The following is a 13,760-nucleotide window of genomic DNA, read 5'->3' as shown; positions in this document are numbered from 1 at the left end:
TCACCATCCCAAAGCATGGGCATTAATCCATGCGGATGATTTTTTGCGGCGCCCATGCTTTGGTGTGGTGCGGCATGCCGGGCACGCTCTTACCATATCGGCATGATGCTTCACACCCGCCACCTCCTCCCCCTGCTGCTCCTGCCCCATGCGGCTAACGCCATCGAACCGCTGGAACTGCAGATCGTGCAGCGTCCACCTTATCTTGAGGTGCACCCGGACGGCACAGTCGGCGGCATCACCGTGGCGCCCACTGTGGCAGCGTTTCGCAAAGCCGGTATCCAGGTCTTCTGGAAGGAAGTGCCGGCGGTGCGGCAGGTGCTGCGCGTGAAGAAGAATGAGGAGCGCATCTGCTCTGTGGGCTGGTACAAGACGGAGGAACGCCAGCAGTTCGCCAAATTCAGCCAACCGATTACGCAGGATTCGCCGTGGGCCGGTTTCGCCGGGCCGCAGGTGCAACTGCCGCGCGATGTCACGGTGCGTGCGGTGCTGGCCGATCCAGCGGTAACGGTTTTGCTGAAGACCGGCTTTGTGTACGGCGATTACCTCGACCGCGAAATCGCCGTCATGCGCGCCCAGCGCAAGGAGACCCACGCCGACATGCCGCAGGTATTGCGCATGATTGAAGTCGGCCGCGCGCAGATTACCTTCGCGCCGATCGAGGAAATCCTGCACTACCTCGGCCACTATTCGAACAGCGACAGCGAAACGAAGATCGTGATGTTCCGCGACATGCCGCCCGGTTATGCGCGCCACCTGATGTGCAGCAAACGCGTGGAAAATGAGTTGATCGCGCGCTTCAACACGGCGTTGGTGGCGCCAGCCGTCAAGCGCAAGCCGCAGCGGTAAATCAGCGGCTGCGTCCCAGCATGCCGCCCTGGCGCGCCAGGTTCACCGCCTGCACGCGGTTGGCGACGCCGAATTTGCTGAAGATCTGCGCCATGTGCCACTTCACGGTATTGATCGACAGCCCAAGGCTGTCCGCCACTTCGCGGTTGCTCAAACCCTGCGCCACCAGCTCCAGCAAGCTGGCTTCAGCGGGCGTCAATTCCGCCACCGGCGGCCGGGCGGCGTCGCCGGCGCGCGCGCCGCAGGCCAGCAGGATATTCAGGTGGGCGCTGGCGGCGCTGCTCAAGGGGGCGGGCGGCGCGCTGCGCAGCTGTTCCAGCAAGCCGACCACGCCCTCGCCTTCGTCAAGGAAGCTGCGCACCATGCCGCACTGTGCGCCCTGCTCCAGCGCCAAGGCCATGCGCGCCAACGCTTCAAGCGGATCGCCGCCGCGCGCGGCGGCCAACGCCAGCAACACGCGCAGTTTCACTGCACGCCAACGCCGCCCGCTTTCCTCAGCCTGGCGCAGCAAGCGCTGCAAGCGCACTTGCGCCGCCTGCGTGCGGCCGTCGGCGATCGCCAGCCGCGCTTGCGCTATGCCGCCGCCATCGATCTCCTGGCTGGAAAACATCCATTCCGGCAGCGGCCCGTTGCCATCGACGCCGACCGCCTCGGCAGGATCGGCATTGAGCAGCGCCGCGTAGCCGGCGATGGCGGCACGATTCCCGCCCAACACCACCAGCCGCGACAATTCGCTCTCCAAAGCCGCGCGCAGCCGCGGCGTGGGCTGTTTGCGCACCCGCATGATCTCGCATTCCAGCCAGCGCTTGGCGGCCGCCGGCCCCATCTGCAGCGCCATCAGGCGCGCCTGCGTCACCTGCACGCCAGCCACGGTGTCCCACGGCAGGCCGATGCCGGCGATGCCGCGCGCGAACTTCACGCGCAGCTGCGCATCGTCGATGCGGTTGGTTTCGTACAGCACCATCAGGAACAGCCCGGCGCTGTAGCGGTACAGGAAGGCAGCCGGAATGGCGCTGCTGTGCTTTTTCTGTATCTCGTCAATCAGTGCGATCTGCTGCAGCGCCGCGTCGAAGCGGCCCTGCATCGCGTCCATATAGGCTTGCAGGTAGACCACCACCGCCATTGTGGTCAGGCTGCCGGATTCTGCACAGGTGCGCCGCGCCTCGATCAGCATTTGCACCGCTTGCGGCAGCATGCCGCGTATCAGGTAGGCGCAGGCACTGCTGGTGGCCAGCATGCCGCGCTCGACGGGGCGCGCCTGCTGCTGCGCAGGCCAATAGCGCTCGGTCAGGCCGATGGCGCGCGTCACATCGCCTTCGAGGAAAGCCTGCACCGGCTCGAACCCACGCAGGACGTCGCCGTAGACGCGGTCGGCATCAGGCTGCGCCGCCTGGGCGCGGAAATATTCCAGCCAGTGCGCTCCGTCCTCGTGGCGCGGTGAATAAGTGAGCGCTACCAGCAGCACCCGCAAGATCTCCGGGCGCCGCCGCAGCAAGGCTTCCGGCAACTGGCCGCAGCAATGCGTGATGCTGGGGAACTGGGCGCGCACCAGCAGTGTCTCGCCCAGGGCTTCGAGCACGTCGGCCGCCGCCTCGTGCTGGCCGGCCTTGATATAGCAATCGAAGGCGTCCAGGCCGCGGTCGTTCGCGGCCAGCCATTGCCCTGCGCGCGCGTACACCAGCGCGCGGCCGGCGCCGGCCGGCAAGCGGTGCCGCACAATGTGGCCGGCAAACAGCGGATGATAACGGAACCAGTGCTCGCCGATCGGCTGGATCGGCAAGCCGGACAAACGGGTGCGGACGATCAGCTCCCGGCTGTCGTCGCTGCCGCGCACGGCATCTGCCAGCTCCACGCAAAACGATTGCAGCGGCGCGGTGGCGATCAGGAAGGCTTGCACCTCCTCGGGCTGGGCGCGCAGCACTTCCTCGGCCAGATAGTCGCTCAGGTCCTCGGTACCGTGCAGGTCGGGCAGCGACTCCGCATTGCCTTGAATGCGCTTCCACGCCAGCACCAGCAATTCCAGCGCGGCCGGCCAGCCTTCAGTGGCCTGGTGCAGCCATCGCACGTGCTCGTCGGACAGGAACAGGTGCGACTGGCGCAGGTAGATTTCTGTTTCGGCCGGAACGAAGCGCAGGCTTTCAAGGTTCAGCTCCAGCAGCATCTGCTTGGCCTTGAGCGAGGCCACGCTGACCTGGTGCAGGCCACGGCCAGCCAGGTACACGCGCAGGTCCGGCGGCAGCACTTCCACGATCACCGACAACAGCAGGCGGATCGCGCCTTCGTCCAGCTGTTCTACATCGTCAAGGAACAGATGGCGCACGGCGGTGCCGTGCAGGCGCGGCATGTGGGCCTCGGCCGCGTCACCCAGCAAGGCGGCGCGCAGGCTCAGCAGCAAGCGCGCCGGATCACGGTCAGCCTGGTCGAAGGTCAGCCACGCCACCGGCGCATCGGCGGTGGACAGGCCGGCACGCAGCAGCCGCAGCACGGAAGTTTTGCCATAGCCGGCCGGTGCACGCAGCAGGATGATGCGATGTCCTCCGGCCTGGCCCAAGCGAGCCAGCACGTCGGGACGCGCCATGAGCGTGCCCGCCGTCTGCGGCGGTATCAGTTTTTGCGCGACAAAATCAAGCACGGTGACCGGTTCTCCAAGTTGAAAGCCTGTTGTTTAGCTTACCCCCAAGGATGGTAGATCGTCACCATTCTTTAGAATGGAGGAAACAGTAATTACACCAAGGCAATAACCAGTAATTACGTTTCCTCCGCCGCTCCAGTTACTGGATCACGCGGTAGCACGGCGTGTACGGCTTGCCGGCCAACTTCATGCGATGCTGCGCCACGAACGACGCCAGCAGCGCATCCATCGGCCCCATGATCTCCTTGTCGCCGTGGATTTCAAAGTGGCCGTACTGCTCGATGGCGCGGATGCCCTCTTCCTTCACATTGCCCGCCACCACGCCCGAGAAGGCGCGGCGCAGGTGCGCGGCCAGCATGTGCACCGGCTGGTTCTTGTGCAGGCTGAGGTTGCGCATGTTCTCGTGCGTCGGCGGGAACGGGCGCTGGAACTCGGTGTCGATCTTCAGGCCCCAGTTGTAGTAATAGGCATCGCTGCGCGTTTTGCGGAATTCGCGCACCGCCTTGATCCCGGCCTGCATCTCGCGCGCCACCAGCTCCGGATCGTCGATGATGATCTTGTAGCGGCTTTGCGCCTCAGGACCCAGCGTGTCGTGAATGAACTGGTTAATCTGCACGAAGTATTCGCGCGACGTTTCCGGACCCGTGAACACCAGCGGGAACGGGATCTCGGCGTTATCCGGATGCAGCAGGATGCCAAGGATGTACAGGATTTCCTCGGCGGTGCCGGCGCCGCCAGGGAACACCACGATGCCGTGGCCAGTGCGCACGAACGCTTCCAGGCGCTTCTCAATGTCCGGCATGATGACCAGCTCATTGACGATCGGGTTCGGCGACTCCGCCGCGATGATGCCCGGCTCGGTGATGCCGAGATAGCGGCCGCGATGCAGGCGCTGCTTGGCGTGGCCGATGGTGGCGCCCTTCATCGGGCCCTTCATTGCGCCGGGACCGCAGCCGGTGCAGATATCGAGATCGCGCAGGCCCATTTCATAGCCCACCTTCTTCGAGTAGTTGTATTCCTCGCGGTTGATCGAGTGCCCGCCCCAGCACACCACCAGGTTCGGGTTGAGCATCGGCTTCAGCACGCCCGCGTTGCGCAGGATGTGGAACACGGCGTCGGTGATGCCTTCATTTTTGCTCAGGTCGAACTTCGGATTGTCCGTCACCTCGTTGCTGACGAAGATAATATCGCGCAGCACCGCGAACAGGTGCTCGTGGATCCCCTTGATCATCTTGCCGTCCACGAAAGCGATGGCTGGCGCGCCCTTGATATCGAGCTTGATGCCACGCTCGCGCTGCACGATGCTGATGTCAAACGATTGGTACTTTTCCAGCAATTCCTTTCCATCGTCGATAGTGCTGCCGCAATTGAGCACCGCCAGTGCGCATTTGCGGAAGACGTTATAAAGGCCGCCCTGGCTAGTATCGAGCAGCTTGTTCACTTCCGCCTTCGAAAGGATTTCCAGCTGGCCTTCGGGCGAAATCAGGGTATCGACAACGTCATGTTCCATGATGCTAAGTCCTATTCAGTTTCTTCAGTTTCTCTTCTGCTTCTGTTGGTCCTGCGCCACCAATATACGACAAGTGGAAGATTTGTGCGCTGGAAATTCTTAACACAAATGACACAACTTTGCAGGTAGGCTATCAAAAAGTGCGTCGGGAGCGATTTGTAGATTAAAATGGCGCCCAATTTGGCTGCCCCACAAGGGAAGTCAGTCCCGATTGACCATAATTACAGGAGAAGCCGCATGAGCGGTGCGACCACCCAACCTACAGAAGCTTCGATCCCGGAGTTCAAGCAAATCATGGGCCACCCGGCCCCGCTGTGGATGTTGTTCATGACCGAGTTCTGGGAGCGCTTTGCGTTCTACGGCATACGTTGGGCGCTGGTGCTCTACGTCGTCGCCCAGTTCTATAACGGCGATGCTGCTGGCGAATCGTCGGCCAACCTGGTGTACGGATCCTACCTCGCGCTGGTGTATGCCGCCGCGCTGTTCGGCGGCTATGTTGCGGACCGCGTGCTGGGTTACCAGCGCTCCATTCTGGTCGGCGCCTCCTTCATGGCGGCCGGCCTGTTCATGATTGCCTTCCCGGACGAGACCGTGTTCAAGTTCGGCCTGGCCACCATCATCGTCGGCAACGGCATGTTCAAGCCGAATATCTCGACGATGGTCGGCAAGCTGTATAGCACCGCCGATACCCGCCGCGATTCCGGCTTCACCATCTTCTACATGGGCATCAACTCCGGCGCGCTGGTCGCACCGGTACTGACCGAATGGCTGGCCTCCGCCATCTTCGGCACCGGCGGCATGCCGGCCTATAAAGTGGTGTTCATGTCGGCCGGCGTCGGCATGCTGATTAGCCTGGTGTGGTTCTACATCGGCCGTCGCGGCCTGAAAGGCATCGGCGCACCGGATGCGCAGAACGGCGATCCGAAACGCATGGTCTACGTGGTACTGGGTTCCCTGTGCGTGATCCCGGTGGTGTACTCGCTGCTGGCGGCGGGCGCCAAGAACCTGCAGATCGTGCTGTCGATTCTGTTCGTGCTGCTGGCGGTGATGCTGCTGGTCGAAGGCATCAAGAACGGCAAAGTGGCGCGCGACAAAGTGATCGCCATGCTGGTGATCTTCTTCTTCAACATCATGTTCTGGTGCTTCTTCGAGCAGGCAGGCAGCTCGTTCACCTTCCTGGCCGAGAAAATCATCGACCGTGAAATGTTCAACTGGACCTTCCCTGTGGCCTGGTTCCAGACCGTGAACTCGCTGGCCATCATCGCCTTCGCACCGCTGATCGCGTTCATCTGGGTGGCGATGGGCCGCAAGAATCCGTCGATCCCGCGCAAATTCGGCCTGGGCCTGATCTTCAACGGCACCGCCTTCCTGCTGCTGATGTTCGCGCTGTCGTCGCTGGTGGACGCCAACAACAAGATCCCGTTCTGGACCCTGTTCATGGTCTACGTGCTGCAATCGATTGGTGAGCTGTGCCTGTCGCCGATTGGCCTGTCGATGGTGACCAAGCTGGCGCCGACCCGTCTGGTGGGTCTGGGCATGGGCGGCTGGTTCCTGTCGACCGGTATCGGCAACAACCTGTCGGGCATCTTCGCTTCGGCGGTGTCGGGTGAAGGCGGCATGTCGGTGCCATCGGCGCTGTCGGGCTACACCTTCGGGTTCTGGTCGCTGATCATCGGCGGCGTGCTGCTGTTCCTGATCGCCCCGCTGATCCAGAAGTTGATGCACGGTGTGAAGTAAGACTGCAAACGGCGCCTCTGGCGCCGTTTTAATTTGCCTGGCTGAGAAACGAAGCCGATGGTTCGCTTGGGACGTGGGGCAGGCGGTGGGCGACTAGCATTTCGCGCGAGCGCACGAATGAGCGCACAACGTATACCCCCATCTGGATTGCTTGCAGAGAACCAAGGACATTCGCCGCTTGAATGGCGCCGTGCTCGGTAAAAGCAAATGGCATCGCTTTAGTAAATTTCAATTTTGCGAGGTGGTCGCAATTTGCGACCACCTCCACCTTTTCCGCCTGAGTCAGCGCGAACATGAAATCAGAGGGGAAACGCTCGATATTGCGCTTGACCTGCTCGTTCAGCCTCTTGGTCGGCACGCCGTACAAGAAGGCAAGGTCAGCATCAATAATCACCTTTTGAGAACGTATCACCATGATGCGCCCCTCAATTGCCATCAGAGAAGTATCAGCAGGAGCTGAAGGGGAGTTCACCGATTTCATGTCAGTCTCCGGTAGACGGGCACCGTTGACTCTAGTCCGCTTGCAAAGCCATCGGTATGATATAAATCAAACTGACGCGGGCGAACATCAGGAATGTTAGGGGAAAGCCTTTGCTGCAGCAGCCTCGCAAGGATGTCGTAGTTTGCGACCACCTCCCCCTATCTCGTTTCTATGGACGATTCATCGTCCACATGACGCTGGCGATCTTCCAGCTGTCGTCGGCGACTTTCATCATCTGCCAGGTCTCAATCCCATAATTCTGCGTCTTCCCATCGCGGATGAATTCATAGTCGAACATTACCCACGCCACGTTGCCGTCCTGGGTAATCTTCACGTTGTAAAACTTCTCCTCGAGCGCTTCCTTGGACATACCGATCACGCGCGCAAATTCGTTATAGCCGCCAGCACGCAGGCCGTCGAACGTAGTGTCATGCACATTACGCACGAAGGCGATATCCTCCGGATTCATGGGCGAGTCAAACAGGATGTTGGAATTCAGAACAAGCGTCGAGAGCAGCTTCCGATCCTTGGTCTTGATCGCAGTCTGGAAATCCTCAACGACCTTGTTGATTGCCCGCGTGTCTTCGGGCGTGGAGATATGCTTGCCGATGTAAGCCGGAGCAGCATCAACTGCGCTACTTAAAAACAGCGAGGTGGCCAGGAGAGCCAGAACGAAACAACGCATGAGGACCTTTCTATGAATGGAGAGGCCCTCATCTCGTGCCAGTTTTCAAAAAAACAAGTGCAGATCCGTCTACTCGCCTCGTTCCTGGGCAATGCGCTTGGTCAAGCGCTGGCCGGCAATGGCGGCATACTCGCGGCAGCCATCAGCGCCGATGAACGGATTGCTGTCCGGTGTGCGCGCTGCCGCCTTTTCCATCATGCCGGTAGCATCCGGGTGCACGGAGAGAATGATGTCGCATTTCAGCGCCGCGACCTTGGCGATGCTGGCCGCGAACGATGCCGAGATGTCAGGCGTCTTGCCTTTGCCGGTGAAGCTGAATTTACCGCTGGCGTACGGATTAAGACTATCGGCGTACACCACATCCAGGCAACGGTGGCCTTCGCAGGAAGTCCAGGTCCAGGTGGTGCTGCCTGGCGTATGGCCTGGCGTCATGTGCGCGGTGACGCCAATGCTGCCGACCTTCAGTACCTCTCCCTCCTGCACCACTTTGACCTTCGCCACTTTGGCGACGTGTACCACCGGATTAGCCTCATACTGCGGATCGTCCACGCCGTTGGTGCCGCTTTGGAGTACCAGCGCGCCTGACTGGCTGGCCCCCACGATGGCGCCGCTGGCACGCTGCAGCGCCGCGATGCCGCCCGCGTGATCCCAATGCGCGTGCGAGTTGACGATCAGCTTCACGTCCTGCATCCGAAATCCAAGCGCCTTGATGTTGGCCTCGATGAGCGGCGCCGATTGCGGCAGCCCGCCATCCAGCAGGATGTGGCCCTGCGGCCCCGTCACAAGGACTGACGACAGGCCATCGACGCCCACGTACCAGGTATTACCGTACACGTTAAACGGCTTGACCGGCTGGTTCCATTCCGCGCAACTGTCGCAGTTCACGGGAGCGTCGTGTGCCTGCGCGCAGCCGGTCACGGCGGCTAGGGCTAGCAATACTTTGGCGACCAAGGCCATATGTTTTCTCCAAATGAAGCAGGGCTCAATCTATTGTACGAATAGCGACATACTGCTTTCGGAATTCCAACCCTCGATGCGGCCAGGTCTCGGCGTATTTTTTAAGATGCTCTACGCCCAAGGGATACTCATCACCATTGATCCGGCAGTCTGCCACGACCGTGCCATCCGCATAACGAGAGGCGTAGAGGCGCACACCAACGAATTCACGCGAGTTTAGCTGCTCCGTGAACGCATCCAAAGACTTAGTGAACAGGCAGCAGGGACAAAAGTCATGGCACTCGCCCTCACAACCATCGACGTTCACAATGGATTCCGCAGCGCTGTGAATATACGGCCCCATAAAGATTTTTCGCTTCAGCTCCGCTTGTGCATCTATCGCCGGCCACGACATCTCCATCACCAAACAGGTTTCGCTCGTATCGGAGACCGCATCGATGAGGGTGGCAAGATCAGTCTGCGCCCAAGATCGAAACCCGTTCAGCAGCGACTCCTGTTCCGATGCACCGGAAGCGTGTTGGAACTCAAATATCCCCTCGGGAAAATGAACCGCATGCTTACACACTATTTTTGAACTGGTGCGTATCGCATTTTCCCCTATTGGCTGCGACTCGAGATACTCCACCGACGCAATAAATCCTTGAGAAAGAGAGATCTCACCGTTCTCCAATCGCCAAGCATATCCCTCAGCTTGCAACGCCTGAGTAAAAATATCCTCAACGGTCAGGAGGGCTTCGACTTGGACGGAGACGCCAGCGGAAGGAGACGGCGCTACAAGTGACTTAAGCCAATTGAACATTCTGTGAGTGTGGTCCTATATGGGAATTGCTCGTCTGCAAAATGCGTGAAATCTCACTGGCTTCGTGCTATCGAGCCAGTGGATGGGCGGTGAGCCAGGTTTGGAGGTGGGCGGCGGCATCGGCCGGCAGGTGCAGGCCGAGCTTGGTGCGGCGCCAGAGGATGTCTTGGGCGGTGCGGGCCCATTCGTAGCGGCGCAGGTATTCGACTTCGGTGGCGTACAGGCCGGGGGCGATTTCGTCGCCCAGCGAGGCGACATCGGTGCGGTCGGCCAGCAGGGTGTGGATGCGGGTGCCGTAGGTGCGGCAGTAGCGGGTTACCAGCGTCGATGGCAGGCCGCTGTAGCGGGCGAGTTGCGCTTCCTGCCATTTACTGAATTCCAGCACGGAGCGGTTGTGCGGCTCGGCGCCGAACAGGTCGCCGCCTGGCAGGCAGGCGTTGTGGGTCCAGCTGCCGTGGCGGTTGTCCAGTGCTTTGGCGATCTGGTCGACAGCTTCTTCCGCCAGCTTGCGGAAGGTGGTGATTTTGCCGCCAAAGACGCTCAGGATCGGCGGGCCGTCGTCATCCACTTCCAAGCGGTAGTCGCGCGTGACGGCTTTGGCGTCGGCGCCGTCCTCCACCAGCGGACGGACGCCGGAATAGGTCCACACCACGTCGGCCGGCGTGATCGGCTGGGTGAAGTATTGGCTTGCCAGCCCACACAGGTAGCTGATCTCGTCTTGGCTGATGGCGACGGAGTTGGCGTCGCCCTGATAATCGAGGTCGGTGGTGCCGATCAGCGTGAAGTCGCGTTCGTACGGAATCGCAAACACGATGCGCCCGTCTGGATGCTGGAAGATGTAGGCGTTGTCATGCTCGAAGATGCGCTTGACCACGATGTGACTGCCCTTGATCAGCCGCAGGTGGCCGCTCTCCTGCTTCGGCAGCGCCGATTGCAGCAATCCAGCGGTCCACGGCCCGGCCGCATTCACCACGTAGCGCGCGTTGACGCGGATCTCGCCGCAGCTCGGCTTGAACAGCGTGGCTTCCCAGTCGGCGGTCTTGCGTTCCAGTTTCTGACATACCGCTTGCGTGAGGATGGTGGCGCCCTTCTCGCAGGCGTCGATGGCGTTCAGCACCACCAGCCGCGCATCGTCGACCCAGCCATCCGAGTAAATGAAGCCGCGCGTGAACTCGGACTTCAAGGGCTTGCCCGCCACGTGGCTGCGCAGGTTGATGCCGGCCGATGCCGGCAGCAGTTCGCGCCGCGCCAGCATGTCGTACAAAAATAGCCCGGCGCGGATCATCCACGCCGGTCGCTGCCCCTGCGCATGCGGCATCACGAAACGCAGCGGCCACATGATGTGCGGCGCGGCGCGCAGCAGCACTTCGCGCTCGATCAGCGCCTTGCGCACCAGGTTAAACTCGTAGTATTCGAGATAACGCAGCCCGCCGTGAATCAGCTTGGTGGAGGCGGACGAAGTATGCGAGGCCAGGTCGTCCTTCTCGCACAGCACCACCGATAGCCCGCGTCCCGCCGCATCACGGGCGATCCCGGCGCCGTTGATGCCGCCGCCGATGATCAGGACATCGCAATCGAGTATGTGCTGCGGTTCCGCCATATGGTCCCTTTGGAGCTGTATACCTGTACGTTACGACAAGTGACGTCAAGTAACAATAGGCTTGATCTATAATCGCGAATACTTCTGCAACCAAGAGATGATGTTTTGACAACCTCGAACTCCCTACCCGCCTGGATCAATCGCCGCAATATGATACGTGCCGCCATTGCCGCCGGTCTTGCCGCGCTGGTCGCCGGCGGCCTGCTGCTCGCCTACCTGCTGCTGTATGTGGCGCCCAACCTGCCGTCGCTGGAGACCATTACCGATTACCGCCCAAAGATCCCGTTGCGCATCTACACCGCCGACAACGCCCTGATCGGCGAATTCGGCGAGGAGCACCGCGATTTCGTGCCGGTCAAGGATATCCCGGAGCTGATGAAAAAATCGGTGCTGGCGATCGAGGACAAGCGCTTCTACGAACATAACGGTATCGACTGGCTGCGCGCGCTGGGTGCGGCCAAGGCCAATCTCGGCGGCGCCATGCGCCAGGGCGGTTCGACCATCACCATGCAGGTGGCGCGTAACTTCTTCCTGACGCGCGACAAATTCTACGGCCGTAAGCTGAATGAAGTGATGCTGGCCCTGAAAATCGAGGCTACGCTCAGCAAGGATCAGATCCTTGAGCTGTACATGAACCAGATCTATCTCGGCCAGCGCTCGTTCGGCTTCGGCGCCGCTGCCCAGACCTACTTCGGCAAGTCGCTGAAAGAGCTGTCGATCGCCGAGATGGCGATGCTGGCCGGCCTGCCGCAGAATCCTGCGCGCCACAATCCGGCCGTCAATCCGAAGCGCGCCAAACAACGCCAGCAACTGGTGCTGCGTGCCATGCGCGATGCCGATTTCATCACCGAGGATCAGTACAAGAAGGCTGCCAAAGAAACCCTGCACATCAGCCGCAAGGGCCAGGACTTCGACGTCCACGCTGAATACGTGGCCGAGCTGGCGCGTCAGGTGGTGTACGCACAGTTCAAGGAAGATTCGTACACCAAGGGCATCAGCGTCTACACCACGATTCTGAAGGCCGACCAGAAAGCCGCCTACGAATCGATGCGCCGCAATGTGCTGAACTACGACCAGCGCCACGGCTATCGCGGCCCGGAAGCCTTCATCACGCTGCCATCCAACGAAGATGAACGCGACGACGCCATCGAGGACGCACTGCAAAAACGTCCGAGCAGCGACGGCCTGATTCCGGCCGTGGTGCTGGACGCCAGCCCGAAAGCGCTCAAGGTGCAGAATCCATCGGGCGAAGAAATCACGATCACCGGTGACGGCCTGCGCCTCGTGGCCAACGCGCTGACCGAGAAAGCCAAGGATACCGTGCGCCTGCGTCCGGGCGCAGTTATCCGCATCATGCAAAACGATAAGAACGGCTGGATCGTCACGCAGGTGCCGCTGGTATCTGCGGCGTTTGTGTCGATCGATTCGGTCAACGGCGGTTATCACGCGATGGTCGGCGGCTTCGATTATCGCCTGCAGAAGTTCAACCACGCCACGCAGGCTTGGCGCCAGCCGGGTTCCTCGATCAAGCCGTTCGTGTATTCGGCGGCGCTGGAACGCGGCTTCTCGCCGGCCACCATCATCAATGACGTGCCGCTCAACCTGACCGGCGCCGAAACCGGCAATGAAGCCTGGTCGCCGCGCAATGACGACGGCAAGTACGACGGTCCGATTTCGATGCGCACCGCGTTGTCGGAATCGAAGAACGTGGTGTCGGTGCGCATCCTGCGCTCCATCACTGTGCCTTATGCGCACAGCTACCTCGGCAAGTTCGGCTTCGATCTGGCCAAGCATCCGAAGAATCTGACGCTGGCACTGGGCACCGGTTCGGTGACGCCGGCGCAGCTGGCCGGCGCTTACGCGGTGTTCGCGAACGGCGGCTATTCGGTGGAGCCTTATTTGATCGCCAAGATCGTCGATGGCGACGGCAAGGTGATCCAGGAAGCCAAGCCGCGCACCACGCTGCCGGACGAAGCCCGCGTGCTCGACCCGCGCAATGTGTTCGTGATGGATACCATGATGCGCGAAGTGACGCGTAGCGGCACCGGCGGCGCGGTGGCGCGCCTCGGCCGCCCTGACCTGGCCGGCAAGACCGGCACCTCGAGCGATGCGGTCGACGGCTGGTTCGCCGGCTATGGCGGCGGCATCGTGGCGGTGTCGTGGATGGGCTATGACGATTCCAAGTCGCTGGGCGGCAAGGAGTTCGGCGCCACGGTGGCGCTGCCGATCTGGATCGATTACATGCGCGTGGCGATGCAGAGCCGTCCGCCGCAAGAGCGTCCGGCGCCTGTCGGCCTGACGCAGGTGAATGGTGAGTGGCTGTACGACGAATTCACCGGCGACGCCGCGCGCCACTCGCTGGACATGGATGAGGAGCCGGCTGGCGCCGAGAATGTGGAGCCGGCGCCGGGTGGCGCTGCGGCTCCCGCGCCAGCGGCACCGCCTGCACCAGCCGCACCGAACGCGGAAAACATCAAACCAGTGCCGACCGGGCCGGTGCGCTGATCCTG

10 protein-coding genes are annotated in these 13,760 nt (G+C 61.4%); 3 read left to right on the top strand and 7 right to left on the bottom strand.

Annotated features, from left to right (window positions below; genetic code table 11):
* Positions 1 to 102 precede the first annotated feature (102 nt).
* Complete coding sequence (locus tag BMZ70_RS04005; protein WP_092270225.1) at positions 103 to 849, top strand: transporter substrate-binding domain-containing protein; 747 nt, start codon at positions 103 to 105, stop codon at positions 847 to 849.
* A 1-nt stretch (position 850) separates the two neighbouring features.
* Here BMZ70_RS04005 and BMZ70_RS04000 read toward each other — a convergent pair whose 3' ends face one another.
* A complete protein-coding gene (locus BMZ70_RS04000) occupies positions 851 to 3,481 on the bottom strand; it encodes a winged helix-turn-helix domain-containing protein (protein WP_092270222.1) in 2,631 nt (876 codons plus the stop codon).
* Between the two features lie 139 nt (positions 3,482 to 3,620).
* Entirely contained in the window at positions 3,621 to 4,991 is a 1,371-nt protein-coding gene (ppnN, locus tag BMZ70_RS03995; protein WP_092270219.1) for a nucleotide 5'-monophosphate nucleosidase PpnN, read from the bottom strand.
* A gap of 237 nt (positions 4,992 to 5,228) precedes the next feature.
* On the opposite strand from ppnN, the gene BMZ70_RS03990 reads away from it, so the two are divergent.
* Positions 5,229 to 6,728: a peptide MFS transporter gene (locus BMZ70_RS03990; protein WP_092270216.1), complete on the top strand. Its 1,500-nt coding sequence runs from the start codon at positions 5,229 to 5,231 to the stop codon at positions 6,726 to 6,728.
* A gap of 28 nt (positions 6,729 to 6,756) precedes the next feature.
* Here BMZ70_RS03990 and BMZ70_RS03985 read toward each other — a convergent pair whose 3' ends face one another.
* The 5 genes from BMZ70_RS03985 to glpD form a co-directional block, all read right to left on the bottom strand.
* On the bottom strand, positions 6,757 to 7,209 hold the full coding sequence (locus BMZ70_RS03985; RefSeq protein WP_229205286.1) for an ORF6N domain-containing protein: 453 nt from the start codon (positions 7,207 to 7,209) through the stop codon (positions 6,757 to 6,759).
* 169 nt (positions 7,210 to 7,378) lie between these two features.
* Positions 7,379 to 7,894, bottom strand: coding sequence for a Cif family virulence factor (locus tag BMZ70_RS03980; RefSeq protein WP_092270210.1), 516 nt, complete (start codon positions 7,892 to 7,894; stop codon positions 7,379 to 7,381).
* A 69-nt stretch (positions 7,895 to 7,963) separates the two neighbouring features.
* A complete protein-coding gene (gene bla / locus BMZ70_RS03975; protein WP_092270207.1) occupies positions 7,964 to 8,851 on the bottom strand; it encodes a subclass B3 metallo-beta-lactamase in 888 nt (295 codons plus the stop codon).
* Positions 8,852 to 8,876: 25 nt separating this feature from the next.
* The gene (locus BMZ70_RS03970; protein WP_092270204.1) at positions 8,877 to 9,650 is read right to left on the bottom strand and encodes a DUF6348 family protein; all 774 of its coding nucleotides are present in this window, start codon (positions 9,648 to 9,650) and stop codon (positions 8,877 to 8,879) included.
* Between the two features lie 67 nt (positions 9,651 to 9,717).
* The gene (gene glpD, locus BMZ70_RS03965) at positions 9,718 to 11,250 is read right to left on the bottom strand and encodes a glycerol-3-phosphate dehydrogenase (protein ID WP_092270201.1); all 1,533 of its coding nucleotides are present in this window, start codon (positions 11,248 to 11,250) and stop codon (positions 9,718 to 9,720) included.
* 150 nt (positions 11,251 to 11,400) lie between these two features.
* On the opposite strand from glpD, the gene BMZ70_RS03960 reads away from it, so the two are divergent.
* Entirely contained in the window at positions 11,401 to 13,755 is a 2,355-nt protein-coding gene (locus BMZ70_RS03960; RefSeq protein WP_092270198.1) for a penicillin-binding protein 1A, read from the top strand.
* The last annotated feature ends 5 nt before the right edge of the window (positions 13,756 to 13,760 follow it).

Source organism: Duganella sp. CF402, from assembly GCF_900109645.1.
Taxonomy (GTDB): Bacteria; Pseudomonadota; Gammaproteobacteria; order Burkholderiales; family Burkholderiaceae_D; genus Rugamonas.
The sequence above is the reverse complement of the archived record's forward strand: the minus strand, read 5'-3'. Positions and strand labels throughout refer to the sequence as shown.